20 protein-coding genes and 2 pseudogenes are annotated in these 25,313 nt (G+C 68.2%); 12 read left to right on the top strand and 10 right to left on the bottom strand.

Annotated features, from left to right (window positions below; translation table 11 throughout):
- Positions 1-51: 51 nt before the first annotated feature.
- Positions 52-477, bottom strand: a complete 426-nt coding sequence (locus tag M2271_RS30865) for an ATP-binding protein (protein ID WP_280890680.1) — start codon at positions 475-477, stop codon at positions 52-54.
- Between the two features lie 206 nt (positions 478-683).
- Here M2271_RS30865 and M2271_RS30860 point away from each other — a divergent pair, with 206 nt between their 5' ends.
- The 4 genes from M2271_RS30860 to M2271_RS30845 are packed head-to-tail and all read left to right on the top strand — an operon-like array spanning position 684 to position 2,391.
- Positions 684-1,538 (top strand): helix-turn-helix transcriptional regulator, encoded by an 855-nt coding sequence (locus M2271_RS30860; RefSeq protein WP_280890679.1) that lies wholly within the window; start codon positions 684-686, stop codon positions 1,536-1,538.
- Between the two features lie 11 nt (positions 1,539-1,549).
- Positions 1,550-1,738 carry a DUF397 domain-containing protein gene (locus M2271_RS30855; protein ID WP_280890678.1) on the top strand — a complete coding sequence of 63 codons (189 nt, stop codon included), beginning with the start codon at positions 1,550-1,552 and terminating at the stop codon, positions 1,736-1,738.
- Positions 1,731-2,024 carry a DUF397 domain-containing protein gene (locus tag M2271_RS30850; RefSeq protein WP_280890677.1) on the top strand — a complete coding sequence of 98 codons (294 nt, stop codon included), beginning with the start codon at positions 1,731-1,733 and terminating at the stop codon, positions 2,022-2,024. Before M2271_RS30855 ends, M2271_RS30850 begins: the two co-directional genes overlap by 8 nt.
- Positions 2,017-2,391: a VOC family protein gene (locus M2271_RS30845; protein WP_280890676.1), complete on the top strand. Its 375-nt coding sequence runs from the start codon at positions 2,017-2,019 to the stop codon at positions 2,389-2,391. The genes M2271_RS30850 and M2271_RS30845 overlap by 8 nt, the downstream gene beginning before the upstream one ends.
- 257 nt (positions 2,392-2,648) lie before the next feature.
- Here the strand turns inward: M2271_RS30845 and M2271_RS30840 are convergent, their stop codons facing one another.
- Positions 2,649-3,107 (bottom strand): MarR family transcriptional regulator, encoded by a 459-nt coding sequence (locus M2271_RS30840; protein ID WP_280890675.1) that lies wholly within the window; start codon positions 3,105-3,107, stop codon positions 2,649-2,651.
- A 63-nt stretch (positions 3,108-3,170) separates the two neighbouring features.
- Between M2271_RS30840 and M2271_RS30835 the strand changes: the two genes are divergently transcribed.
- Positions 3,171-3,539, top strand: a complete 369-nt coding sequence (locus M2271_RS30835) for a VOC family protein (protein WP_280890674.1) — start codon at positions 3,171-3,173, stop codon at positions 3,537-3,539.
- Between the two features lie 575 nt (positions 3,540-4,114).
- Here the strand turns inward: M2271_RS30835 and M2271_RS30830 are convergent.
- Positions 4,115-5,041, bottom strand: a complete 927-nt coding sequence (locus M2271_RS30830) for an oxidoreductase (protein ID WP_280890673.1) — start codon at positions 5,039-5,041, stop codon at positions 4,115-4,117.
- Between the two features lie 71 nt (positions 5,042-5,112).
- Here M2271_RS30830 and M2271_RS30825 point away from each other — a divergent pair, with 71 nt between their 5' ends.
- From M2271_RS30825 to M2271_RS30795, 7 genes are all read left to right on the top strand, one after another.
- Positions 5,113-5,715: a TetR/AcrR family transcriptional regulator gene (locus M2271_RS30825; RefSeq protein WP_280890672.1), complete on the top strand. Its 603-nt coding sequence runs from the start codon at positions 5,113-5,115 to the stop codon at positions 5,713-5,715.
- Between the two features lie 676 nt (positions 5,716-6,391).
- On the top strand, positions 6,392-6,700 hold the full coding sequence (locus M2271_RS30820; protein WP_280890671.1) for a hypothetical protein: 309 nt from the start codon (positions 6,392-6,394) through the stop codon (positions 6,698-6,700).
- A gap of 200 nt (positions 6,701-6,900) precedes the next feature.
- The gene (locus tag M2271_RS30815; RefSeq protein WP_280890670.1) at positions 6,901-7,713 is read left to right on the top strand and encodes a hypothetical protein; all 813 of its coding nucleotides are present in this window, start codon (positions 6,901-6,903) and stop codon (positions 7,711-7,713) included.
- Positions 7,703-9,031 carry a hypothetical protein gene (locus M2271_RS30810; protein WP_280890669.1) on the top strand — a complete coding sequence of 443 codons (1,329 nt, stop codon included), beginning with the start codon at positions 7,703-7,705 and terminating at the stop codon, positions 9,029-9,031. Before M2271_RS30815 ends, M2271_RS30810 begins: the two co-directional genes overlap by 11 nt.
- Positions 9,028-10,587 carry an SCO6880 family protein gene (locus tag M2271_RS30805; RefSeq protein WP_280890668.1) on the top strand — a complete coding sequence of 520 codons (1,560 nt, stop codon included), beginning with the start codon at positions 9,028-9,030 and terminating at the stop codon, positions 10,585-10,587. The genes M2271_RS30810 and M2271_RS30805 overlap by 4 nt, the downstream gene beginning before the upstream one ends.
- A gap of 10 nt (positions 10,588-10,597) precedes the next feature.
- Positions 10,598-12,013 (top strand): ATP-binding protein, encoded by a 1,416-nt coding sequence (locus M2271_RS30800; protein ID WP_280890667.1) that lies wholly within the window; start codon positions 10,598-10,600, stop codon positions 12,011-12,013.
- A gap of 94 nt (positions 12,014-12,107) precedes the next feature.
- The gene (locus tag M2271_RS30795; protein ID WP_280890666.1) at positions 12,108-13,988 is read left to right on the top strand and encodes a type VI secretion protein; all 1,881 of its coding nucleotides are present in this window, start codon (positions 12,108-12,110) and stop codon (positions 13,986-13,988) included.
- An 86-nt stretch (positions 13,989-14,074) separates the two neighbouring features.
- Here the strand turns inward: M2271_RS30795 and M2271_RS30790 are convergent, their stop codons facing one another.
- From M2271_RS30790 to M2271_RS30760, 7 genes and pseudogenes are all read right to left on the bottom strand, one after another.
- Positions 14,075-14,629, bottom strand: a complete 555-nt coding sequence (locus M2271_RS30790) for a GNAT family N-acetyltransferase (RefSeq protein ID WP_280890665.1) — start codon at positions 14,627-14,629, stop codon at positions 14,075-14,077.
- A gap of 347 nt (positions 14,630-14,976) precedes the next feature.
- Positions 14,977-15,531, bottom strand: coding sequence for a recombinase family protein (locus M2271_RS30785; RefSeq protein ID WP_280890788.1), 555 nt, complete (start codon positions 15,529-15,531; stop codon positions 14,977-14,979).
- A gap of 386 nt (positions 15,532-15,917) precedes the next feature.
- Positions 15,918-16,097: pseudogene (locus tag M2271_RS30780) on the bottom strand (transcriptional regulator); the annotation flags it as partial.
- Positions 16,098-16,508: 411 nt separating this feature from the next.
- Entirely contained in the window at positions 16,509-20,573 is a 4,065-nt protein-coding gene (locus tag M2271_RS30775; RefSeq protein ID WP_280890664.1) for a hypothetical protein, read from the bottom strand.
- A gap of 134 nt (positions 20,574-20,707) precedes the next feature.
- Positions 20,708-24,331 carry a hypothetical protein gene (locus tag M2271_RS30770; protein WP_280890663.1) on the bottom strand — a complete coding sequence of 1,208 codons (3,624 nt, stop codon included), beginning with the start codon at positions 24,329-24,331 and terminating at the stop codon, positions 20,708-20,710.
- A 411-nt stretch (positions 24,332-24,742) separates the two neighbouring features.
- Positions 24,743-24,912, bottom strand: a pseudogene (locus M2271_RS30765) (transposase); the annotation flags it as partial.
- 175 nt (positions 24,913-25,087) lie between these two features.
- Positions 25,088-25,313 (bottom strand): transposase (locus M2271_RS30760; protein ID WP_280890662.1); only part of this gene is annotated, 226 nt, incomplete at its 5' end.

Genomic DNA, 25,313 nt, shown 5'->3' with positions numbered 1-25,313 from the left:
TCGCCGGCGAGAGCGGCGTCGCCGGAAGCGGCCGACCAGTCGTCGCTCACCTCACCGACACTCGGCCCACAACAGCTTCCCGCCGCCCGACGCGCCCGGCTCTCCCAGCACGGAGGCACCCACCGCATCGGCACAGGCCCGCACGAGCTGCAGCCCACGTCCGCCTTCGGCATCACACGGGGCTACGGGTACGACGCCGGCCGCGTTGAATCCGGGCGGCACCCTCGAATCCGTATCCCATACGGCGACTCGGAGGCGGCCGGGTTCCATCGCACGGAGCCGGAGGGCGTAGGGGCCGGTGGTGTGGACGTGGGCGTTGGTGAGGAGTTCGGAGGCGAGGAGTTCGGCGGTCGGCGTGAGGGAGGAGAGCCCGTGGGCATCGAGGACGGTACGGAGGGTCGCGCGGGCGATCCCCGGTGCGCGCAGATCGTGCGGGAGGTGCAGGGTGTAGGCCCAGGACGGGGATACGGTGGCCATGGAAGTCTCCGGTTACTGAGGGGAGTTGGAATCTTGCGGTGGGTTGTTGTGCCCAGTGACGCAGCCGCCCCGTCGGACGGTGTACTTCTGGGCGAGGCCGCCTGAGATCAACGTAGCGAATCAGGGATATATTCTTCACCCAAATCCGGAGGAGAATAGGAGCGACCACCCGTGTGGGTGACGAACAGTGCGGAGGCAGGGCGAGGATGCCCGTGAGGAACAACCCGACGTGGCGTCAACTCAGGTTCGGTGCCGAACTTCGCAAGTTGCGAGAGCGAGCAGGTCTGACGTCGACGGAGGCCGCGCGCCTGCTCGGGATGCGACAAGCGCAGGTCAGCAACATGGAGACCGGACGGCTTGGCGTGAGCGCCGAGCGAGTACACCTGTTGGCCTGCCATTACGACTGTCCCGACAAAACCCTTGTCAAGGCCATCGCCGGATTGACCGGCGACCGGAGACGTGGCTGGTGGGAGCAGTACCGCGAGCTGCTCCCAAGCCCACTCCTCGACCTGGCCGAGCTGGAACACCACGCCGAGGCGGTGCGAGACAGCACCACAGCCCGCATCCCCGGTCTGCTCCAAACCCGCGCCTACGCGCTCGAGATCTTCCGCCAAGCGGTCACCGAGCTCTCACCGCCCGACATTGAGCACCGCCTCTCCTTCCGTATCAAGCGGCAGGCGATCCTTTACCGCGACGAGGCCCCCACCCCGTACGAGACCGTTGTCCACGAGGCGGCCCTCCGTATGCAGGTCGGCGGCCCCACCGTGGCCCGCGAACAACTGCGGCACCTCTTGGACATGAGCGAACGGGACCACATCACCGTGCGCGCCATCACGTTCGAAGCCGGCGCCTATCCGGGCTCGGGACAGTCGATCTACTACGTGCACGGCCCGGTACCGCAACTGGACACCGTCTATCTCGACCAGTCCCACGGCATCGCCTTCCTCGACGCCGAGGCACAGTTGCACAAGTACCGAACTCTGTTCGACCGGCTTGAGGCTGTGTCACTTACGCCCTCGAAGACACGGGACCTCATCCACTCCATCGTCCAGGACCTGTGAAAGGAACCCAGATGTCCGAGCACACCTGGCAGAAGTCGTCGTACTGCTCTGAGGGCAGCTCCTGCCTCAACGTGGCCGCAACCGACGGAACGATCCATCTCACCGAAAGCGCTGACCCCATCGGGGTCATACTCGACGCCCGTGCCTTGGCCTTCGACGCCTTGCTCACCGCGCTCAAGAAGGAAACCCCCCGTGTCTGACGTCCCCCCGAACCTCACCTGGACCCGAGCCGCCCCGCCGGAGGCAACCGGCCCCGGCCCCTGGATCGAGATCGCCTTCGGCGAAAACAACAACGGCAACAACAACGGCAACGACGACGGCAACGACGATGAAGCCCCCGTCTACCTCCGTGAGACCAGCGACCCCGACACCGTCGTCACCACGAACCGCCGCAAGTGGGACGCCTTCGTACTCGGCGTACAAGCAGGCGAGTTCGACCACTTCGTGGAGGGAATCGAGGAGCCGGAGAATCCACCGCATGCATAGAAGCCGCGTCTCCGCGCTCTTGATCGACACCCCCGAGCCGGAGGCCGCCGCGGCCTTCTGGTCCGCCGCGCTGGGTGCACCCACCAGCCCGGTCCCGTCGGAGGAACAGTTCACGTCGCTGCACGAGGCCATCCCCGGCCTGGAGGTCGCCGTACAGGCGATCGACGACGCGCCCCGCTTCCACCTCGACCTCGAAACCGACGACGTGGAAGCCGAAACCGCCCGCCTGCTCGGCCTGGGCGCCACGCAGGTCGGCCGCTGGCTGGAGTGCCGCATCCTGCGCGCCCCCGGCGGTCACCTCCTGTGCGTCCTGCCGGTGCACAGCACGCCCGAGGTCTTCGAGGCCGGGGCGCGCGTCTGGCCGTAACGGGGTGAGGGGCTCTACGCGATCCCCCGGAGCCCAGCCCTACTTACTTACGTCGCCGACGCGCACGCTTACTTACGTCGATGACGCGCACAGTGCTGCCCCTGCCGCGGATCCACTCCTCAAGCTCGCCCCTGGACAGCTCACGCGGTCCCCGCCCGCCCTCGAGAACGACGGCAGGCCCGAAAACAGATCCGGTCACCCCTCGGTCTCGGCTGCGCTCCCATCGGGGCGCGACGAGACGTGCGCCCCGGAACGAGCTATGCACCGTCGTTGCCATCGCGCAGGGAATGGATCATGCTCTGCAGGATCCGGAACGCGCCTGACTGCTCGGTCTCGGTCATGCCGGCCAGCATTCTGACCTCGACGGACCGGACCGCTACCGTCGCCTTCTCCAGGCTCCGTCGGCCGCGAGGCGTGAGCCGCGTGGGAAGAACCTTCCCGACGGGTGCCTCCGCAGGCCTGGTCACGTAGCCATCTCGTTCCAGGGCCTGGAGCAGCACGTTCATCGACTGCCGTGTCACGAACGCGCCACGCGCGAGCTCGGAGTTCGACAAGCCCGGTCGTTGAGCCAGCAGTTCGAGGCAGGAGTAGTGCGTCACGCTCATCCCGAGCGGCCGCAGCACCGCCTCCATGGCCGCGCGGAGCGCGCTCGACGCCTCTTTCAGCAGGTAGCCCAGTGACGACTCCAGGTCGACGCCCACACCCTTTTGACTCATGTCAGCATTCTGACATACCCTAACCCGTGTCAGAAAACTGACATGAAAAGAAGGAGCTTCATCATGCCCGTCACCGGCCCCGACTTCATCTCGCTCCAAGCGCGCGACCTCGACGCTTCACAGGCGTTCTACGAGCAGTACCTCGGCCTCGTCCGCTCGCAGGCCGGACCCCCGCACGCCGTCGTCTTCGAGACGAAGCCGATCGCGTTCGCACTCCGCGACGTCGTTCCCGGCACCGATCTCGCATCCGTTGCTCAGCCCGGCATCGGTGCCGCGATCTGGCTCCACGCCACAGACGTCCAGGCCATTCACGATGCTCTCGTCGCCGACGGTCACACCATCGTCTCCGCACCGATCGACGGCCCCTTCGGCCGGACCTTCACCTTCGCCGACCCCGACGGCTACCAGGTCACTCTCCACGACCGCGTCTGATACGCCCAACGCCACCGGACGATCACCGGTCCCCGGCGACCGCGGTTGCGCCCGAGACTCGAGAATCCGGGCGACGTTCGTTTACCCAGGGTGATCGCCACCCTTCACCGAGGCCGGCGTCCGCTGGGCTCGACGAGACCTTCGGCGCCTGCCTCGCCATCGTCCTGCATCCGCCCGGCGCCTATCCGGACACCGTCATGTCCGTGCACCTGAGCGCTCCCGCCGAAGCCGTGGCTTCACCCTCAACCTCACGCAGTTCGACACGACCCGCTTTTCCACGACGGCACGTTCCTGGGAACCATCGGCCCGGTCTCCCTCACACGGATCGACCAATCCCTGCCCGGTGTCCTCGGCCTTTGATCCGCCGATCCGCCGATCCGCCGATCCGCTATGGCGCCGGATCCTCGACCAGCGTCACCCGGTTGCCGTCGGAATCATGAACGGAGGCACATCGCACCCCCGCGCCCCCGCGGCGAAGACTCCTCGCCCAAGGAACCGGTAATTGGCGGATTTGTTCCACCGAAAGAGCCATCCGACCTGCGGTTTTGCACTCGAAGGTGAAACAAGGCCACCCATCACTCCCTGATCGACACCGGGGGCGAGGGCAGGAGGAAAGCCGTCCCTGTGAGGGCTTCTGACGTCGTCCACAGGCGGCGGGCGGTGGTTGCGTCGCTCGCTGCTGGCGAGCGGCCCACCAGGGTGGGCGCGCCTCGCATCTCGCCCAGGCCGTCGGGGCCCACGTAGCTGGCACCGGGGAGGTCCTGGGTCGCCGCGTAGAGGGTTGGCAGGGCGCCCGCGCGGTCGTTCTGGGCGAAGAGCCGGTTGCTGAGGCGCATGACTGCACGGGCCGCCGGGCTGGCGGCGTGGCTCTGGAGGTTGGTGGCCGCATAGCCGGGGTGGGCGGCCAGGGCACGGACGGGTGAGCCGGAGGCCGTCAGGCGGCGCTGGAGCTCCAGGGTGAAGAGCAGGTTCGCCAGTTTGGACTGGGCGTAGGCGCCGCGCGGGCTGTAGGCGGACGTCAGGTTGAGGTCGTCGAAGTTGATCGTCGCGTCGCCCCAGCGATGGGCGCCCGAGGAGACGGTGACGACCCGGTCGGTGACATACGGCAGGAGCAGGTTCGTCAGCGCGAAGTGCCCGAGGTGGTTCGTGCCGAACTGCATCTCGAAGCCGTCCCTCGTCAACTGCTGCGGGATCATCATCACGCCGGCGTTGTTGATCAGCAGATCCAGCGGACGCGCCTGCCAGGCGTCCGCGAACTCCCGTACTGAGGACAGATCCGCAAGGTCCAGCCGGCGCACCTCCGTACTGCCGTTCACCATCGCCGCCGCCCCGCGGCCCCGCTCCACGTCCCGTACGGCGAACACCACATGCGCGCCCGCCCGGGCCAACGCGTCCGCCGCAGTGCGGCCGATGCCGCTGTTGGCGCCCGTGACGACCGCCGTCCGGCCTGCGAGGTCGGGGAGGTGGGTCGCGTTCCATCGCTCACCCTTGTCAGCTGCCATGACCCCAATGTAGGCCTCGACAACAATGATGACAATGCCTACAAAGGTGGCAGTGACAACATCGCGTTACGATGGCGCACATGCCCGAAAGCCGCCCCTATCACCACGGTGACCTGCGCTCCGCCCTCCTCGAAAGCGCGGAGCGCACCCTTCGAGAGAAGGGGGCCCGCTCCCTCTCGCTGCGCGAACTGGCCCGGGACGTCGGCGTCAGCCACGCCGCCCCCGGCCGGCACTTCAAGGACAAGCAGGCCCTGCTCAACGCCCTCGCCCTGGCCGGCTACGACCGGCTGGCCCGCGCCCTGGATGCCGCCGACGACCCCGCATCCTCCCTCGAACCGCGCCTCACCGCCCTGGCCCGCGCCTACCTCGGCTTCGCCACCGCCAACACCGAGCTCCTGGAGCTCATGTACACCCGCAAGCACGAACCCGGGGCCACCGAGCAGATGGCAGCCGGAGTCGACCGGACGGTGGGCACCCTGGAGCGGGTGATCGCCGACGCGCAGCGGCGCGGCGAGATCGTCGAGGACGATCCGGAACGCCTCACCCTCATCGTTGGCGCCACCCTCCACGGCCTCGCCAGTTTCACCGCGAACAGCATGCTCGACGCAGCCACGGCCCTCGGCATGACCGACGACCTGATCCGCCACCTGCTCCACGGCCTCACGCCCCGCTGAGCCACCCCGGGGACGACCAGGGACCACCGGGGACCACCATGGGGCAACCGGGGGCACCACCCCCTCCAGCTACGGCCCCCTCCGGCTACGGCTCCTCCAGCCTCCAGGACGCCTACGCCCTCACCGACGCGGCAGCAAGCAACAGCACGGGGACCGGCACTGGCACTGGCACTGGCACGGGCACTGGCACGGGGGACCGGCACCCGCACCCGCACCGGCGAGACCACTCGCGAGACCACCGCCTGGAGCACCCGGCGAGCGTAGGCGGCGGCGCCCGCACAGGCTGGCTGACCCACCGTCACCGGGACCCGCACCTACGGACCGTGGCACCCAGCTGCGACTCGTTCGCCAGGTCCGGGTTAGCCTTCACCCGCAGAACACAGGTCGTAAAAAGGGGTCAACGACGGAACCGGCGTCAGGTTCCGCTCCGGCCTCATTGCCCGGCGTGACCTGCCGTGATACACAGAGTGACCATACGACTCTTTGTATGCCGCCCGACGTCTGTTCGACGGATTCCCGGAGTACCGACGTGGACCGGTGGCAAGGTATGAGTACGAAACCCGCCAATCAATGACGCCAAGTCGACATACGGCAGCGACATTGTCGGCGAGAATGAGGGCTGACCTCTGCGCCAAGGCAGGGGAAGCGGAACTACCCACCAGGGGCGGTGACTTACATGCTGTATGCGGCCGACAAGGGTGACATCAACACCATCATCGGCGGGATCGCTCCGGACTGGGGCCCCTTCGGCAGCCTGGGCAACGAGGCGAAGGTGATGATCGAGGTCGTGATGGCGGTGGCCATCCTGCTCTGCCTCGGCATCGCCATCTGGGGCGCCGCCAAACAACGCATCGGCGCCACGGCCCTGCGCGACACCTTCAGCGCGGAGCAAGGCAAGGGCCTCATCATCGCGGGCCTGACGGGAGTCTTCATCATCGGCTCACTCGGCACGTTGTTCACCATCGTGTACGGCATGGCCGTGTAGACGGGTGACCACCGCCCGTGCGGGGCGCGTCCGTCCGGTTCCCCTCCACCCCATCCGTCCGTCGTGCCCACCGGCTGAGGTTGCGTCTCCCTGATGTCGAGTCATAACACCGCGCCCGCGCGGGAAGCAGCACGGCTACCGTCGTACTCGTACACGTTTTCCTACGCGTTTCCGCACGACGTCGAGGGGGCGTACGCGGCATGACTCTCGAGGACGACCACGAGGTCTCCGGCGGGTACGGCGGCACGGGCCACACCCGCACCCGCCTGCCCGACCGGGGCGGTGACGTGTACGGCGGCGCACGGCGCGGCCGCTCCTCCTCCAGAAGCCTGGTCACGGTCGTCGGCGTCATCGTCCTCCTCATCGCCGCGATCGCCTTCGCGAACCGCGGAGGCGACAACCCCGACAAGACATCCTCCTCCTCTCCGGGCGCCCAGCCTGAGGCAGCGTCAACAGCGGCCAGCGGAGAGAAGCCGGTGACATCGGGCTTCGCCCAGGACAAACAGGGGGCGCAGAGCGCGGCGGCGAACTACGCGGTCGCGCTGGGATCAGCTGACATGTTCGACAAGGCCAAGCGCGACGCCATCCTGCAGGCGATCATCTCCCCCTCCCGGGTCTCGGCCATGGAGGCGGCGCTGGACAAGGCCTATACCCCGGAGTTCAACAAGAACGTCGGCCTGAGCGCGAACGGCTCCACACCGGCGGGCTACACGTTCGTATCCCGTACGAGCCCGATCGGCACCAAGGTCACTGAGGCCTCCGCCAACAACGCGAACGTCGAGGTCTGGTGCAACGGCCTGTTCGGCCTGGCCGGCGATAGCTCCACGAACCCAGTCACGAACAGCTGGTTCACCATCACGATGAAACTCGAGTGGGCCGGCAGCGACTGGAAGATCATGACGCACGCTCAGAAGGACGGCCCAACGCCCGTTCCCGGCGACGACAGGGCTTCCAGTGCCGACGAGATGGCCAAGGCTGTCCAGGAGTACGGAGGGTTCACCTATGCCCGCTAGCCACCGCGTACTCAAACTGGCTGCCGCCGTCACGGCGGTGCAGACCGCAACCGTGCTCAAGGCCACGCGGGCCTTCGCGGCACCGACGCCTTCGCCCACTCCGAGCAACAACTCCTGCGACCTGGTCGGGGGCGCCGCCAGAAAGCTCTGCGAAGAGGACAACGGCACCAGCGGAGCCCGCAGCGCCAAGACCAACCCCCTCACCGACACCCTCGACCCCCTCTCCTCCCTGGCAAAGGGCTGTGCCGACGCCGCGTCCTGGACCGTCGACCAGCTCAGCAAGGCCGTGAAGGAGACCGCGAGCGTCGACTTCACGAACCCGAAGTTCCTCCAGCAGTACGCCGTGGTCTTCGCCGCCTCCGCCGTCCTCACGCTGCTGCTGTGGCTGCTGGCCGTCGCCAAGCGGGCCGTCCGCGGCGTCCCGCTCTCCACAGCCATCGGCGAGGCGATCGGCTTCCTCTGGCTGACCGTGCTCGCCTCCGCCTTCACCCCGCTGATCCTGTACACCGTCGTCTCCGCGACGGACAGCATCAGCGACGTCCTGGCGAAGACGACGGGCAATCAGACGGACACGTTCTTCGGCACGTTCTCGGCGGCCCTCGACAAGGGCGACGACATCGGCGGCGGCCCGATCATGCTGATGCTGGTGTCGCTGGTCTCCATCGTCGCGGCCGGGGTCCTCTACCTGGAGCTGTACCTGAGGGCCGTCCTGCTGTACGTCGGCGCCCTCCTCGGCGTCGTCGTCTACGCCGGCCTCGTCGACAAGAACCTGTGGGGTCACGTCCGCCGCTGGGCGGGTGTGATGATCGCGGTCATCCTCGTCAAGCCGGTGATCGTGATCGTCCTCGGCCTGGCCGGAGCCCTGGCCGCCGACGGCGGCCCCGACTCGGTCGCCGCGATCGTCTCCGGCCTCGCCATCATCCTGCTCGCGATCTTCGCCAGCGGCATGATCTACCGTTTCGTCCCCGGCTTCGGCGACGAGATCGCCAACTCCCGCAACAACCGCATCATGCGGGGCGCGGAAGGCAAGGCCGCGGCCGTCATGACCTCCCCGGCGACCCTCGTCGCGCAGGGCATCAAGACGCACAGCACCCGCGCCGACAGCGGCGGCGGAGGCCAGAGCGGCTCGGTCGGTGCCCGCCCGAGCAACCCGGCGTCCGGCGGTGTCGCCGCGCACAGCTCGCGCTCCACGAACGGAGGCGGCGGATCTGTCCCCTCCGCCGCCCCCGTCCCCCGCGCGGGCAACCCGGTGAACACCCCCCACGCCAGCAACACCCGCAACAGCAGTACCAACAGCACGGGAGGTGAAGGGCGTTGACGACCGAGTCCCACGTGTCCCATGCGGTCACGCCCCGCCGTACATATCTGATCGGCCGCGCCCGGCCGAACGCGATTGTCGGCAGGAATCGTGAGACCGGCGAGATCGCGCTCATCATCGGCGGCGCGTTCCTCGGCATGATGTGCGGGCTCCTCGTCCCGGTGCTGTCCATGCGCATCGTCCTGCTGATGGGCTTCCCCTTGGTGGCGCTGGCCGTGGTCTACGTGCCGTACAAGCGCCGCACGGTCTACAAGTGGTTCGAGATCAACCGCAGCTACAAGCGCACCGTCAAGCGGTCCGCCACCTACCGCTCCGGCGTCGTCGAGGCCGGCACCGGCCTCGACGGCCGGGAGGTGGAGATCGGCCCGCCTCCGGGGATCGGCCGCATCAACTGGCTCGCCGCCCCGTTCGGCCCCGACGAGATCGCCGTACTGCTCCACGCGGACCGCAGGACCGTCACCGCGGCCATCGAGATCGAGGGGCCCGGTGTGGGCCTGCGCGACTCCGAGGACCAGGAAGCCCTCGTCGACCGCTTCGGCACCCTCCTCAAGCACGTGGCCAACGGCGACGGCTTCGTCAGCCGCCTGCAGATGCTCGCCCGCACCCTCCCCGCCGACCCCGACGCCCACGCCAAGGACGTCGCGGTACGCGGGGACGAGAAGGCGATGCCCTGGCTGCAGGAGTCGTACGAGCAGCTGGCGTCGATGGTGTCGACGAGCAGCGAGCAGCACCGCGCGTACCTCGTCGCCTGTATGCACTTCACCCGCGAGCTCGCCGCCGAGGCGCACACCATGGCGCGGGCGGCACGGCCCCACAACGGCCGCAAGCTCGACCGGGACGCCGGGCTCGCCGTCGTCATGGCCCGCGAGCTGACGGACATCTGCTCCCGCCTCCAGGAGGCGGACATCCGCGTCCGCCAGCCGCTGGGCCAGGGCCGCCTCGCGTCGCTGATCCACTCCATGTACGACCCGGACCACCCCATAGACCACATCCAGGCGATGACCAAGCGCAACGCCTGGCCGGCCGAGCTGGACGCCATGGAGCCGACGTACCTCCAGGCCAAGACGAGGGAGTCGTCCACCCGCGCGCCCTGGTGCCACGCCACCGCCTGGGTGAAGGAATGGCCGATGACCCCGGTGGGCGTCAACTTCCTCGCGCCGCTCCTCGTCCACACCCCGGACGTCATCCGAACGGTCGCCGTGACGATGGATCTCGAGCCCACCGAGGTAGCCATCGAACGCATGCTGACCGAAAAGACCAACGACGACGCCGAGGCCTCCCGCGCCGCCAAGATGAACCGGACCGTCGACCCTCGTGACATCGCCGCCCACAACCGTCTGGACCAGCGCGGCGAGGACCTCGCGAGCGGCGCGGCCGGCGTCAACCTGGTCGGCTACATCACCGTCTCCTCCCGTAGCCCCGAGGCCCTGGCCCGCGACAAGCGGACCATCCGGGCCTCGGCGGGAAAGTCGTACCTGAAGCTGGAGTGGTGCGACCGCGAGCACCATCGCGCCTTTGTGAACACCCTCCCGTTCGCCACCGGCATTCGAAGGTAGAGGCCACCGCATGCGGGATCCGATGTCCATCCTCACCGACGCCTTCACGTCCTTCCTCTTCGGGAAGGTCGAGACGACCCGCCTGCCGGTACGCACCTCCACAGGCCAGGCCCAGGCCGTCTACCTCCCGACCGCCGCCCCCGGCCTCGGCGACTCGGGCGTCATCATCGGCCGCGAGGTCTACTCCGGAAAGGGCTACATCTACGACCCCTTCCAGCTGTACGGCCAACAGCTCCCGGCACCGCACTGGCTGGTCCTCGGCGAGTCCGGCAACGGCAAGTCGGCGCTGGAGAAGACGTACGTCCTACGACAACTGCGCTTCAAGGACCGCCAGGTGGTCGTCCTGGACGCGCAGGGCGAGGACGGGGTCGGCGAATGGAACCTCGTCGCGCAGGAGCTGGGGATAACCCCCATCCGGCTCGACCCGACGGCGGCCCTGGACATGGGGATCCGGCTCAACCCGCTCGACCCCGCGATCACGACGACGGGGCAGTTGGCGCTGCTCCGGACCATCATCGAGGTCGCGATGGGGCACGGCCTGGACGAGCGGTCGGGCTTCGCGCTGAAGGTCGCCCACGCCTACGTCAACGAGACGATCGTCGAACGCCAGCCGGTCCTGACGGACATCGTCGAGCAGCTACGGCATCCCGAGCCGGAGTCGGCCGAGGCGATGAACGTCGACATAGACGACGTTCGGGCGTGGGGCCTGGACGTCGCGCTCGTCCTGGACCGCCTGGTCGACGGTGACCTGCGCGGCATGTTCGACGGCCCGACGACGGTCGGCATCGACCTCGACGCCCCGCTGATCGTCTTCGACCTGTCCCACATCGACCGCAACTCCATCGCCATGCCCATCCTGATGGCGATCGTCGGCGTGTGGCTGGAGCACACATGGATCCGCCCCGACCGGAAGAAGCGCATCTTCCTGGTCGAGGAGGCCTGGCACATCATCAACAGCCCCTTCGTGGCCCAGCTCTTCCAACGGCTGCTGAAGTTCGGCCGCCGCCTGGGCCTGTCCTTCGTGGCGGTGGTCCACCACCTCTCGGACGTCGTGGACGGGGCGGCGGCGAAGGAAGCGGCCGCCATCCTGAAAATGGCGTCCACCCGGACCATCTACGCCCAGAAGGCCGACGAGGCGAGGGCGACCGGCCGGGTGCTCGGCCTCCCCCGCTGGGCGGTGGAGATCATCCCGTCCCTCACCCCCGGCATCGCGGTGTGGGACGTCAACGGCAATGTCCAGGTCGTCAAACACCTGGTCACGGAGACGGAACGCCCACTGGTCTTCACCGACCGCGCGATGACCGAGTCGTCCGTGGACCACCAACTGGCCGACGACGCCCTGCGCGCCGCCGAGCTGGAGGCGGAGGAACGGGCCGCCGCGTTCATGGAACAACACCTCGGCGACTCCGAGTCGACGGTGGCGTAAGGCATAAGGCATAAGGCGTAACGCATAAGGCGTTACGCGCAGAGCTTGAGGCGCAGCGCGCAAGGCGTACGGGGAGAGCGGGGAGCGGGGAACCATGAGACCCGGTGACGAGCGCGACCGCCGACCGACCGGCCAGGGAGGCATCCCCGACGGCCTGCTGGTCGGCCTGCTCGCCTTCCTGCTCGGGATGACGGTACTGGTCTGGGCGGCCACCGGCCTGTCCGCCGTGTTCGCCCACGGCTCCTGGCCGGACGGCGTCACCTTCGCCCGTACCCCGCTGGCCATGCGCCGGCTGATCGCCCGACCTCACGACCTCCCCGGCGCCTGGCCCGACGCCGACGCCACGGCTTTCTCCGGCTACGGGCTCTTCTGGGGCCTGTTCGTCGGCCAGCTGATGATCCTGGTCGTCCTGACGGTGTTCATCCTGGGCACAGTGGCCCGCTGGAGAGCCCTTCGGGTGAGGAGGAAGGCGGGTCAGGGAACGCCGGCCGCCGAACCGGCAGGCGCCGAGGGCAGACCGAGACCGGCCACGCCGACCTCCGAGGTCCCGTCCCCGAGACCGACCCCGGACCAGCCCCCGTCCCCCACCGCGCCACACCGGCCACCATTCGAGCAACAGCCCCCGTACGCGGTGCAACAGCCCCCGTACGCGGTGACGGACTCTGCGGGGCCGGCCTACGGTCAACAGCCCGCGCACCAACAGTCCTGGCGCCAACAGTCCTCGAACCAGCAGTCCTCGAACCAGCCGCCCTTCGGACAGCCGGACACACAGCAGCCGGACACACAGCAGCCGGACACACAGCAGGCGGATGCACAGCAGGCGGATGCACAGCAGACGGCATCCATGCAGCCACCCACGCAGCAGCCACCTTTCGCGCAGCCGGCCACACCGCACTCGGCATACGCGCAGCTGACCGAACCGCACTCGCCATACGCCCAGCCGCCCCCACAGCAGACGGCACCCACACAGCAGACGGCACCCCAGCTGCCGCTCCCTCAACCGGGCACCGAACCTTTCCTGCCCCCCAGCAAAACGGTGAGCGGACGGGAAGCCCCCGCGGTCCGCTACGGCCCCCCGGCGACCCGCCACCCCACCGCCACCCAGGCCGTACGCGACGCTGAGGGCCCCGCCCTCGTCCTCACCTCGAATCCCGCACTCTGGGAGGACACCAAGGACGCCCGCGCCAAACTCGGCCCGGTCCACGTCTACGACCCCACCCATCTCTGCGACACCCCGGCCCGCCTCCACTGGTCCCCCACCAGGGGCTGTGAGAACAAGCAAACCGCCGCAGCGAGAGCCATCGCCCTGCTCGCCCCCATCCGCCCCACCGCGAAAATCGACCAGGCCGTAGCGGACGTAGCCGAAACACTTCTGCGCAGCTACCTGCACGCCGCCGCCATCGACGGCCGCACCCTCCGCCACGTCCACCGCTGGTCCCAGGGCAGCCAGATCCAGGACGCCGTACGAACCCTCCGTACGAACCCCAAGGCAGCGTCCGGCTCCGCGGGCGAACTCGAGGCCGCCCTCACCGCGCACCCCGAACGCCGGGACATCGCCCAGGAACTGGCCGCCCGAGCCCTCGCCGGCCTCTCCACGGTCAACATCCGTGAGGCATGCACTCCCAACCGAACCGATGCCCTCGCCTTGGATTCCTTCGTGAACGAAGGGGGCACCCTTTACGTGGTGGGTGAATCCATCGAGGATCCTCGCACAAACCCGGGCGCGATGCCCTTCCTCACGGCCCTCACCTCAAGCGTGGTCGAGCGCGGCCGGCACATGGCCGAACGGTCATCCTCCGGTCGCCTCGACCCACCACTGACGCTCGTCCTGGACGACGTCGCCGCCGTGGCTCCGCTTCCCCAGCTCCCGGAGCTGCTGGCCGTCGGAAGGGACCGGGGCCTGCCGACACTGGCCCTGCTCCGCTCCCGGGAACAGGCCCGCACCCGCTGGCCGAACGCCGCCCTACCGGCATAACCCACCTACGGCACACACCCGGCACGACCCAAATCGCCTCACCCACACCCCCCTCGTCGCACCCTCCCTCAGTCCTGCCCCCTCTCTCAGTCCTGCCCCCGCTCCACCACGAACTCCCACTCGACCTCCCCCGGCGCCGCCGCCAACGGCACAGTGCGCCCACTCGGCACGAACCCCACCTTGCGATAGAACCGTTGCGCCCGCCCGTTCTCCTCGTGCACGATCAGCCGCACCCGCTCCGCCCCACGCCCCCACGCCCACTCCAGTCCGGCGTCGAACAGCACATCGGTCAGCCCGTTCCCGCGCTCCTCGGGCCGTACGAAGACCCCGACGATGTGGCCCTGTTTCCGCTCCACCGCAAACCCGGCCCAGTCCCGCGTCCCGGGCTCCTCCACCAACACGGTCAGCGTCCCCACCCACCGCCCGTCGGGCCCCTCGGCGATGATCTGCTGCGTCCCGACCGCCCCCTCGGCACCACCGGCTGTCCGCTCCTTCCAAAAGGAGTCCGGCTTGGCCGCGGCCTCCTCGTACGTCTCCAGAAAAGCGAGATGCGCGACCGGATCCCGCAGCGCAGCGAGCCGCAACTCCTTCGCGGCACGCCACTCATCGGCACGTACGGACCGGATCACATAGCTACTCATACGAGCCACGCTAGTACCCGGGCACGACGCACCTCACGTCATATACGGCCCAGGGCCCAGGGCCGACGAGACCGCACGCCCCACCATGGACCCGTGGCGGAAGACCAGACGACGCATGACCACGCGAAGCAGAACCAGACAGCACAAGAACACCTGCCAGAACAGCGAACGCAAGCACACCCGGCGCACACCCGGGCAACACACACCCGCGCGACACAGAACGGCACGGCACAAGGACAACCATCGCCAGGCCGACCGCCTGAGCCGTTGACCGAGCACGTCCAACGCCTCACCCACCGCGTTCGCGCCTTCGACCGCCGCCACCCCCTCCTCTGGGACCCTCCACCTCACCGGCTTCTGGGGTCCCCGTAGTATCCGCCGCAAAAACAACGGATAACCCTGACCTGCGGTGATGTGCCGTCAGTGGGGTGTTGCCACCGTGCGGGGGGGGGTGGGAGGCTCTCGGCGTGCTGGAGGGCGGCGAAGTCGGTGGCGGCCTGTTCGACTGCTTCGGGGTACGCCCGCGCCTTCTCGTGTTCGGCCAGCGCCCGGTAGATGCTGGCCAGGCTTGGGTGGTGTCCCTTGCGCTTGCCGGTGACGATCCACAGGTCGGGTTGGATGGCTTCGACGCTCTCGCCCGCTCCTTTGCGGCGGAGCACCAGGCCGTGTGCGGTCAGATGGTCCGCCAGGGCGGTGAGTTCGGCGGCGTCGCGGCCCAGGCGCTTCATCTCGTAGACCGTCAGCATGACCCGGCAGTGCGGGGCGTGGGCCTTGATCTCGCGGGCCAGCGCGAGGGCGGCCTCGAACTGCGGTCGCACGCGGCCCCGGGTGCTGACCTTCTCGGAGAAGATCCTGTCTCGGGGGATGCCGTGCCCGGCGAGGGCGTCGAGCTGGGACTGCAGCTCGTGAGAACGAGTTGTGCGACCGGATTGGGGGCCGGGGGCGATTGGCCGCCTCCTTCGCGATCTTGCTCCGGCAATTGGCCGTTTGTGAGAGGCTGCTTCGCGGTCAGGTCATCCCCATCGGGATACCGCATGGCACTGGGATAAACCCACCAGCGTCACAGTCGCCCTGAACCGATACCTCAGTAGTCGCTGAGATTCACGCGGCGTTGTCCAGACCGACGAACACCTTGGCGATACGCCACTCGCCTTCGGCGTGCTCCAGAGTGAACGTGTAGAAGCCGGTCGCGATCACGGTCGCGCTCCGCCCGCGTTCGACGGTGGTCCGCGGATGGCGGAAATCGTGGCGCGGCCGTCCGGCTGTACCTCCGGACGTCCGGTGTTCGTCAGGGGGTCTTCGGGTGCGGGGTGTCTGCTGGCCTGCCGTGCGCTGCGTCGGTCGGTTCGGTCTGTGAGAGTGCGGCGAGAAGTTGCAGCTTCTCGTCGCTGTCGCTGTCTTTGTCGGGGTAGTAGACGACGAGGATGACGTCGTCGATGGGGAGTTTGTCGCGGTGGAGCCGTAGTTGAGGCCTTCACCTACTCGCTGTGGGTGGATTGGTTCGAGGACCAGACCACTTCCGCGATGGCCCTCGCCGAGGTCCTCGGTAACGACATCGACCGAGTGGTGGCCAAGCCATCGGAAGCCCTACTCCGCCGAGCCCGTCTGGTTCTTGAGTGTTCGGGGCCCGGTGCGCTGGACGGTGAAGGAGTCGGCGAACCGCACCGCCGCTCGGCTTCCCGCCCTGCATTCAGCCGTCTTCCGGGGTCTTCGGGCGAGTTTCCACGACATCTACGGCGGCCTGGAACCGGCTGCCGCGCTGGCCCTCCTCGACCAGTTGGATCTCCCGCAAACACCCAGCACCTTGCCGAACTGGTCGTCGATCCGGCCGGTCCTCGGGAAGAGAGGCAAGCCGACCGTCACCTGCGACGACGGGCCGTCATGGACTGACAGCGCGATCACACCGGGGCTGAGGGGCTTGATCTTGAACTGGTCCGTCCGTCCCGTGTTCAGCCCCGACACGAACCGATTCTCCGCCGCCCGGGGCCACCGTGCGGGCCGCTGCTACTTCCTTGCCGACTCCCAGGTTGACGAGCAGGTTGAGGAGGCCGCCGCCGCCGTAGCTGATGAGGTCGGCGACGCACGGCACGACCTTCACCCAGGGGTCGCATTTGTTCTGGACGAACTGGGTGCCGAACGGTGCGGCGATGTTGGAGAACGGGGTGATGATCGAACTGACGAGGGACATGATGTGGTTGGCGTCCCAGTGGTGGCCCTTCTCTTCCTCGACGCTGCAGGCGACGCCGACGCCCAGGGACGTGAGACCGAGGCAGACGGAGATCAGCGACAGCGCGAAGGCCGTGTCCTGCTGCTGTTGGGTGGGCCGCGTACTGGACGCCATGAACGTGTTCATCTCCTGCCACTTGGTCAGTTCCCAGAAGATCATCGTTGCGTCGGCGATGCCGGCCCCCGCAAACCAGTCGATCACCGGCCAGGTGGTGATGTCGTTCAGGGGGAAGCTCAGGCCGTACGAGATCGTGCTGGCGACCACCCCGACTCCGTAGATTCCCTTGCCCACCTGATCCCAGTACAGCTTGTCGTCGGCGGTCCCTTTCATCTCCCACGGTGACGCGGTCGCGTCCTGGGCGAAGAAGGCGATGCCCGCGACGAATTCGCTGATCATGCCGATGGCGCAGTAGACCGCCCAGCCTGAGGGGTTGATCTCGGGGCCGGGGACACCGGGGCGGGGTCTGTCGCTGAAGTCGGGGGGCCAGGTGATGCTGGTGGCCCCGCCGTTGACGATGGTGGCGACGATGTTGGCGGGGACGGCCGCCAGCAGGGTGAGAGCCGTTTCGAGGCTGACGGGACTGTCGTCGCCGGTTCCGGCGATCAGGTTGAACAGGTCCCAGACCAGTTGGATCGGGACGGCCAGCAACCCGCCCATGTCCTGCTGCAGTACGTCCAGGAGCATGCCCAGGGCGTCCTGGATCACCTCGAGGAAGGCGATGACGATCGCGTCGAGCAGCGCGAGCAGGGAGTCGAGGCCGTCCTCGACGATCTTCAGCAGCAGTGCCTGGATGTTGATGTCCGACCAGGAGGCCGGCGCGGAGGGGTCGATCTCGCCGAGGATCCATTCGGCGAGCTTGTCCAGGTCGTTGCCGAAGGCGAGCACGTACGTCGAGATGGGCGGCTGGGCCAGCGAGCGGCAGAAGTCCCACAAGGGGTCGTCATCGTCGTCTGCGGCGGCGGGCTCCGATCCGACCCGTCGGACGAAGTCCTCGATGAGCGCGCTGAACATGCCGCCCGCGCCGGGCGTGGCTGCCGTCACCTCCGGAGGCCTCGGCGCGGTCCGGGTGCCGGAATTGCTGCTCGTAGGTGGCGGGGTGGCGGCGGCGAAGGTCTGGGAGGTGAGGTAGTGGACGTGGGGGCTGCTGGTCAGGTCGGCGGTGGAGACGGGCGAGCCACCGGAGTCGGTCTGCTGGATGGGGCTGGTGTGCTGGGCCTGGGTGCCGGGGTTCTGCCAGTTCGGTGTACTGGCGGCGCTCGCGTTCGGGCCGATCGCGTGGGCGGCGGAGGTGATCCGGCTGTTGAGGTCGTCGATCAGGTCGTGGAACAGCTTCGAGTTCGGGCCGATCTGGGTGATGGCGTTACTGACGGCCTGCTGGCCCGCCTGGATGGTCTTCTCCAGGCCGTCGGCGAGTGCCTTCTGGGTGGCGAGAATGTTGGTGGCGTCGAAGCATGCCTTGAGGAAGTCGATGACGTCCTTGATGAAGGCCTCGATGGCGGAGAAGACGGCCATGACGGCGTTGCAGGCGTCTTCGATGCCTTCGATGATGTAGTCGCCGAGCTGGATGAACTTGTCCTTGATGAGGATGCCGAAGGAGACGATGCCCGCTTCGAGGTCGGCGACGAAGTGGTCGACCTTGGCGACGCCCTTCTTGATGGCCTCCCAGACGTCGGTGAAGAAGTCCTTGATGTCGCTGATGAAGCCGCCCGGGAGGTACTGGCGGTGGTGGGCGAGCTCGGCATGGAGTTCTTCGCGGGTGGCGAACTCCTGGTAGGAGGGGCGGCCGGGGACGCGGCCGTTGCAGTTGATGATGAAGCCGGCGCAGGAGCGGGGGCCGGGGGTACCGCCGGCCTTCTCGACGCCCACGGCCATGGTGTTGTTGACGGCGGTGACGGCGTCCTGGGGGCTCATGGTGGGGGTGGAGCCGGAGCAGCCGGGGAACAGGTCGGCCTGGCCGGTGACGTTGGTGTTGAAGGTCCCGTACTGCGGGCTGAGGTAGTTGAGGGTGCCATTGGCGTTGACGCCGGCGTTCTGCATGCCGGTCGGGCCGCCGGCGAGGTAGGCCTGAACGGGTCCGCCGGGGTTGATCTCAAGCTCGCCCTGCAGGCCGGAGGGCGGAACGGTGACGGCGGCCGGGTCGGTGAGGACCACGGTGGGCGGGGAGAAGTCGGAGGCCGCGATGATCAGGGTGACAGTGCCACCGGCGTCGGTGGTGACGGTGGCGTCCTGGCCGGCCTCCGGGCCGACGATCTGGAGGGTGCCGTCGGCCAGGACGACGCCGGTGGGCAAGGGCGCGGTCAGCTTCAACGGGTAGTACGCGACGGGCACGTTCTGGGAGTCGATGAACGTGACCTGGGTGCGGTAGTTGGTGGTCTCGTAGGAGAGCTTCTGGTTCAGGGCGGGGGTGTGGCAGAGCCAGCCGGAGCTACCGGTGGTGGAGTTGGTGTTGAGCTGGTGCAGCCGGAGTTCGCCGATGGCGTTGGCGGTGAACAGGGTGGGCGGGTCCAGGGGGTAGTAGGACGGGTAGAGCGCGGACACACCCTCGCTCTGGGTCTCGCTGTCGCCGGTGGCGATCGGGATGCTGGCTGCCCACTGGGCGGTGCAGGCGTTCGGGTTGGCGCTGTTCCGGTAGAAGCCGGTCTGGTTGAGGACGGACAGGTTCTCGTCCTCGTCGGCGAAGTACACCGTCGTCAGGGGCTGCCCGCTGGTGGTGCTGGTGACGGCCTGCGCCAGCTCGATGTCGCCGGGCGCGTTCACGGGCAGGATCATGCTCCCGTACACCTGGTCATACAGGAACGGGATGCCGTTCGTGTCGAGGTAGACGGGCCGGAAGCCGTAGACGGAGCCTGTCCACACCATCCCGCAGGCATACGACGGTTCGGTGATCGGGGGGAGGGTCTCGGAGGGGCGATAGAAGTCCTCCGCCTGGAGCGGATCCCCGACAACTGACCAGTACGACTGGAACGCCCCGCCCTGAGTGGCGACGAGCGCGAAATTGGCGTGGCCGAACGGAAGCAGGACGGCCCCCGGGCCCACCGTGTCACCGGTGGGCAGCAGCGTCGTGTTCGACTGCCAGTCGCTGCCGTCCCAGTTCATGGTGCACACGGCCTGAAGGTCGCCGAAGCTGCAGACCATGGACACCATCGCAGCCGGGTCGGGGCCGCTGACCTGGAACTCGGGCAGGTAGTAGCACACGCTCAGGCCGGCGTAGTTCCATGCCTGGTCGACCCCATTGGCCATCCAGGTCGTGAAGGTGCCGTCGAAGGTGAGGTCGCTGTTCTGCCAGCCGTGCCACCAGTGGTAATAGCCGTTGTCGTCCAGAACACAGACGAAGTGCGGGGTCTCGCCCTGCATGAACGCGACCACCGCGAAGGGGGTGCCCGTGGCATCGGCGGGAGGGGTGAGCGGGGTGAGGGTCCAGCCCTTCACGGAGGTGGGGTCCTGTGCCAGGTACTGCAGTTGGACGGTGCCGTCGGACTTGCCGTCGGACTTGCCGTCGGCGGTCGTGTCGGTGATGACGAAGGCCTCGGCGGCCCCCGCGAAGAAGCGGTTGTTGGGGTTGCAGAACGCCGCGGCCTGAGGTTGCGACATGGTCTGCTGAGGGTTGTTCGCCGGCAGGCTGACGATGATGTTGTCGGTGTTGACCCAGTCCTGGCACAGGTCGCTGTGGGCGGTGGCGGTGAACGCACCGGTCGGCTGGTAGGCGGCAGTGCTCATGTCCGGTCTCTCATTTCCCTTGGCTCGCATGCCCGTTCAGGTACTGACGAGGGGTGGTGGTGCCGCCCGGGCAACCGGAGCGCGGGACGCTCCGGGAGGGCTTCGCAGGACGCGGTGGTAGCCCGGGCCGGGACTCAGGAGTGCGACCAGATCGGTGTGCCACTGGGGCCGATGATGGACACGGCGCCGTCAGTGAGGTTGAGAATGGCTGCTGAGGCAGAGGTTTCCGAAGTCCAGAAGACCGTGCCGTTCGCGCTGTAGACCACGAGGTTGCCGTCGCTCTGGAACACGCCGAAGGCGGGTCCCTCGGGTGCGGAGGGGGAAGACCAGCCCGGCCCCTCCCAGCTCCAGAGCTGGAAGCCGTTCTCCTCGAAGGTGAATCGCCGGCCCTGCTGCTCGGTGACCATCTTCGATCCGTTCGAGAAGTACGTGCCGCCCGGAACGGTCGAGGGCATCGGGGCGCTGGTCCACAGCTGGTTGGCGACGGCGTCGGCGATCACGGCGGCGCCGCCCGCGAGGGCCAGGGTGGCTCCGCAGGCGTTGACGGAGTTGCCGTTGGTGCCGGTGACCCAGAGCTGGGCGCCGTTCGCGTCCAGGAGGGTCAGGTTGCCGGTCGAGTCGAAGCAGACGCTGCTGACCTGGGCGAGCTGTCCGACGCCGGTGGACCACAGCGCGGCGCCGCCGGCGCGGCTGAGGTACAGGTCCCCCGCGTCGAAGGCGAGGGTGTACCCGCCGAGGGACATGACCGCCCCCACGGGCAGGGCGGTACCGGCCGGGCAGGGGCTGGGAACGGCCTGGAAGATCACGGCGCTGTGGGCATCGAGGATCTGCACACCGGTGGCGGCGAGCTGCAACTGGGCGCCCGGGGTGCCCCCTTGGTCGGCGGTCCAGTCGGTGGAGGACCAGACGGTGTTGCTGGTGCTGTCGTAGACCTCGAGGAATCCCTTGGCGGTGAATGCGGCGTCGACTCCCTTGCCGGTGGTGCCGGAGTCCCACAGCACCCTGCCGCCCAGCCCCTGGGTGAGGGTGAGGTTCCCGGCCTCGGCTCCGGTGGTCTGCAGGGCCAGCGCGTACCCGCCTACGGACAGGACCGTGCCCGCGGACAGGACGGTCCCGGCCGGACACGTGCCGGGGAGGGACTGGAAGACCACGGCATCGTTGTCGTCCAGGATCTGCAGGCCGTCGGCGGCGAGTTGCATACGGGTGCCAGGGCGGCCCCAGGTGGTGGAGGCCCAGATGGCGGTGCCCGCGCTGTTGTACAGCTCCAGGGCGCCGTCGCCGGTGAACGCACCGCTCACGGCGGCGTTCGTGATGCCCGTCTCCCACCCGACGGGCCCGCCGTAGCCGGTGGTGAGGGCGAGGTTCCCGTCGTCCCCGAAGGCGAGGACGTTCCCGTCGCCGAACATGACGGTGCCGGGGCTGAAGGCGGTGCCGGCCGGGCAGGGGCTGGGGACGGACTGGAAGACCACGGCGCCGTAGGCGTCCAGGATCTGCAGGCCGTTGGAGGTGAGTTCCAACCAGGCGCCCGCGCTGCCCCCGTAGTCGGCGGATGACCAGATCACGGTGCTGGAGGTGTCGTAGACCTCGAGGTTGCCCTCGGCCGAGAACGCGGCACTCGCGCCGGTACCCGCGGTGTCGGTGCTCCAGACCGCAGTGCCGTCCGGGAGGAACAGGGTGAGGTCGCCGCCGGCCTGGAAAGCCAGGGCGAATCCGCCCGCGGACATGACCGTACCGACCGGCAAGGGAGTACCGGCGGGGGAGGGGCTGGACAGGGACTGGAAGACCACGGTGTCACCGGCGTCGAGGATCTGCAGGCCTGTCGGGGCGAGCTGGATCCGGGTGCCCGCGGTGCCACCGAAACGGTGGGAGGACCAGATCGTGGATCCATTGGACCCGTAGATCTCGAGACTGCCACCCTCGGTACCGCTGCTCTGGGTGAACATGGCGTCCTTCCCGGCTCCCGCGGTGCCGCTATCCCATACTTGGTCACCGTCGTACGTGCACAGGGTGAGGTTGCCGTCCTCCTGCAGGGCCAGCACGAACCCGTTGCAGGACATGACGGAGACGTACGAGCTCTCGGCTCCCACCAGCTCGGTGGGCGCAGGGTTGGGGCTGGGGATGGCCTGGTAGACGGGGTGCTTGCCCTGGAAGTTCAGCAGTTGCAGCCAGTTGTCGCCGTCGTCAAACGCCATCGTGTCGCCCGCGGGCTTGCCGTAGGTGTCGGAGGTCCAGACGGGGAGGCCGGCACCGTCGTACACCTCCAGGTGGCCGTCGGAGGTGAATGCGGCGTCGACCCCGTTGCCGGTGGTACCGGTCTCCCACACCACTGCGGAGTCCGGGCCGTCGCTGACCGTGAGATTGCCGCTGGTCTGCATGAGCAGGTACCAGCCCGCCGACGACTGGAGGCCGGTACCTGACGGGATCGCCGTGCCGGTCGACAGCGCCCCCGTCACCGTCCCGGTCTGGATCTGCGTCGCGCCCCACTGCCCTGTCCAGGCGGACAGCGTGGTGTCGAACGTGCCTTTCTGACCGTTGGGCTCGTACAGCCACAGGGTGCTGTCGGTGCCGACCGCGAAGACGCACGGGGCGTCGAACATGACCCTGTCCGGGGCGAGCGTGAGCAGGTCGGTGCCCGAGCCCGCGGCGTGGAGCTGGGAGGGCAGGCCGAACATCGGCACCTGGCCGTCGAAGCACTGCCCCACCTGGGGCAGCGCATAGGCATTCTGGTCACCGGTGACCAGGTACAGCGAGGTGAAGGCTGCCGACACGACGCTGCCCACTGCCACCGACTGGCAGTCGAGATCCGGCACCGGCACCGCATACGCGGGGATGTTCTCAATGGCCAGCCAGCTCATCAGGTTGCCCGTGCTGTCCACGTACATGCAGCTGATCTTGACGCTCAGGGTCTGATCCATGACGGAAACCCCGGCGATGATCCCGGTGCCCTGCCGCATGGCGCCCGAAGGCGGGTCGATCTCGTTCATCATCTGCACAGTGGGGCCAGGGTCGGGGCCCGACACCCCGTAGAACATCCCGAGCATGGAGTTGTCCCTCTGAAAGCTGAGGTTGCAGAACAGGAACCAGCTGATGTTCTCGGAATCGTTCGGGTTGAACGGCACCATCGTGAAACCGTTGTTGGTCAGTTGGGACCCGAACGGGACCGGCTCCTCGTAACCTTCGTCGATCCCCGTGTAGGTGTTGACGGTCCACTGCTCGGTGTTCCAGAACATGACGACCAGCTCGTCGCTGCCGTCGGTGACATGGGTGCCGTAGACCACCGCAGTCCCGCCGACAGTGGTCAGTGACTCCTGCCCGGGGCCACCGGTGGCCGTGACCTGTGTGGAGGCGACCTGCAGGTTGCCGGTGATCGGCGCGCTCGGGTTGCCGTTCTGGCCGTTGAAGAGCACCGGCGTGTCCAGCTGCCCGCTCTCGTCCAGCCGGCACGACGCCAGGAAACCGGACGGATCGGTCCAGAACAGATAGATACCACCGGGCCGTTCCCACAGGTTCAGCACCGCGACGATGCCCCCCGAGTCACCACCCCCCAGCTGCCACCCCTCCGACGGCGCACCGGGTGGATCCTCCACCGACCAGTACCGGCCCGCGTGGGAGCTCAGGTACTTCACCACCCCCGTCGCGTCCACGAAGAACGCCTCACAGAACCCAGTGCCCACCGGCGCGTTCCCGTCGTACGGGAAGGGATTGCGGAACGGCGCGACCGGGGAGGCGGCGCTGCCCACCTGAACGGGTGCAATCATGCTGAAGCTCCTGCCGAAAGGCCCAGCTCACGACCCTGCGGCAGGCCTCTCTTCGCAGGGCGAGCGGGAGCGGCTGTCGGGTCTGTCGCTGTCCAGGATTGCTTCAGATGTTCTCCCAGAACAGTCGGGTGTGGGCTGGGTGGCCCAGCCGATGCCTCAGATGGGCATACCTCCGATCCGCTCTCTCCAGGGACCCGACGACAACGGGCCGGCCCCCTCCGGTGCGGACCGCCGGTCTGGGGAAGGTGTGGTGCGCCGTCTTTGTGGTGAGGACGGCGAGCGGCGCAGGTCCCGTCGCCTGCAGGACGGGCGGGAAACCCTGCGGCAGTGGCCGTCCGCGCTCAGGTGGAGCTTGCTGGTGAACCCGCCGCGCGAGCGGCCCAGCCAGTGGCGTTCGTACACGGTCCTTCACGGCCCGAACCGTTCCGCCAGATCACGCCACTGCACCCCGGTCCGCACCCGGTGCAGAATCCTGTCGATCACCTGCCGGTGGTCCCGCCACCGGCCACAATGCCCGTGCTGACCGGCAGGAACGGCCGCAGCCGTTCCCACTCGTCATCGCTCAGATCACCCCGCCCCATGTCCACAGCAACGACGCCAGCGCGGGACAGTCACATGATCTGCCGGACAAGTACTACAGCAGCAGATCTTGAGTGTGTGATCGTTCTTGGCCGGTGTGTTTCCAGGGGCGGAGTCGTGCAGGGAGTGGGCCGTCGCGGTGTGTCAACTTAACGGCTGATCTTGGTTGTTGAGTGGTCAGTTGTTGGTCGGGGTCAGGCGGCCCTCGAAGGCGATCTGGAAGGCGTTCAAGGGCGCCTTCCAGCGCATGGTCCACCGCTTGCGGCCCTTCCCTGTCGGGTCCAGCGACATGAGCGCCATGTAGACGCACTTGAGGGCGGCGGCTTCGTTGGGGAAGTGGCCGCGGGCCCGGACGGCCTTGCGTATGCGGGCGTTCACGCTCTCGATCGCGTTCGTCGAGCAG

This window comes from Streptomyces sp. LBL, assembly GCF_029893585.1.
Classification (GTDB): domain Bacteria; phylum Actinomycetota; class Actinomycetes; order Streptomycetales; family Streptomycetaceae; genus Streptomyces.
The sequence above is the reverse complement of the archived record's forward strand: the minus strand, read 5'-3'. Positions and strand labels throughout refer to the sequence as shown.

Bases quoted from the DNA above. Each gene is read 5' to 3' on its own strand.
- M2271_RS30865 (WP_280890680.1), bottom strand. From the start codon at position 477: ATGGCCACCGTATCCCCGTCCTGGGCCTACACCCTGCACCTCCCGCAC.
- M2271_RS30860 (WP_280890679.1), top strand. From the start codon at position 684: ATGCCCGTGAGGAACAACCCGACGTGGCGTCAACTCAGGTTCGGTGCC.
- M2271_RS30855 (WP_280890678.1), top strand. From the start codon at position 1,550: ATGTCCGAGCACACCTGGCAGAAGTCGTCGTACTGCTCTGAGGGCAGC.
- M2271_RS30845 (WP_280890676.1), top strand. From the start codon at position 2,017: ATGCATAGAAGCCGCGTCTCCGCGCTCTTGATCGACACCCCCGAGCCG.
- M2271_RS30840 (WP_280890675.1), bottom strand. From the start codon at position 3,107: ATGAGTCAAAAGGGTGTGGGCGTCGACCTGGAGTCGTCACTGGGCTAC.
- M2271_RS30835 (WP_280890674.1), top strand. From the start codon at position 3,171: ATGCCCGTCACCGGCCCCGACTTCATCTCGCTCCAAGCGCGCGACCTC.
- M2271_RS30830 (WP_280890673.1), bottom strand. From the start codon at position 5,041: ATGGCAGCTGACAAGGGTGAGCGATGGAACGCGACCCACCTCCCCGAC.
- M2271_RS30825 (WP_280890672.1), top strand. From the start codon at position 5,113: ATGGCGCACATGCCCGAAAGCCGCCCCTATCACCACGGTGACCTGCGC.
- M2271_RS30820 (WP_280890671.1), top strand. From the start codon at position 6,392: ATGCTGTATGCGGCCGACAAGGGTGACATCAACACCATCATCGGCGGG.
- M2271_RS30815 (WP_280890670.1), top strand. From the start codon at position 6,901: ATGACTCTCGAGGACGACCACGAGGTCTCCGGCGGGTACGGCGGCACG.
- M2271_RS30810 (WP_280890669.1), top strand. From the start codon at position 7,703: ATGCCCGCTAGCCACCGCGTACTCAAACTGGCTGCCGCCGTCACGGCG.
- M2271_RS30800 (WP_280890667.1), top strand. From the start codon at position 10,598: ATGCGGGATCCGATGTCCATCCTCACCGACGCCTTCACGTCCTTCCTC.
- M2271_RS30795 (WP_280890666.1), top strand. From the start codon at position 12,108: ATGAGACCCGGTGACGAGCGCGACCGCCGACCGACCGGCCAGGGAGGC.
- M2271_RS30790 (WP_280890665.1), bottom strand. From the start codon at position 14,629: ATGAGTAGCTATGTGATCCGGTCCGTACGTGCCGATGAGTGGCGTGCC.
- M2271_RS30775 (WP_280890664.1), bottom strand. From the start codon at position 20,573: ATGAGCACTGCCGCCTACCAGCCGACCGGTGCGTTCACCGCCACCGCC.
- M2271_RS30770 (WP_280890663.1), bottom strand. From the start codon at position 24,331: ATGATTGCACCCGTTCAGGTGGGCAGCGCCGCCTCCCCGGTCGCGCCG.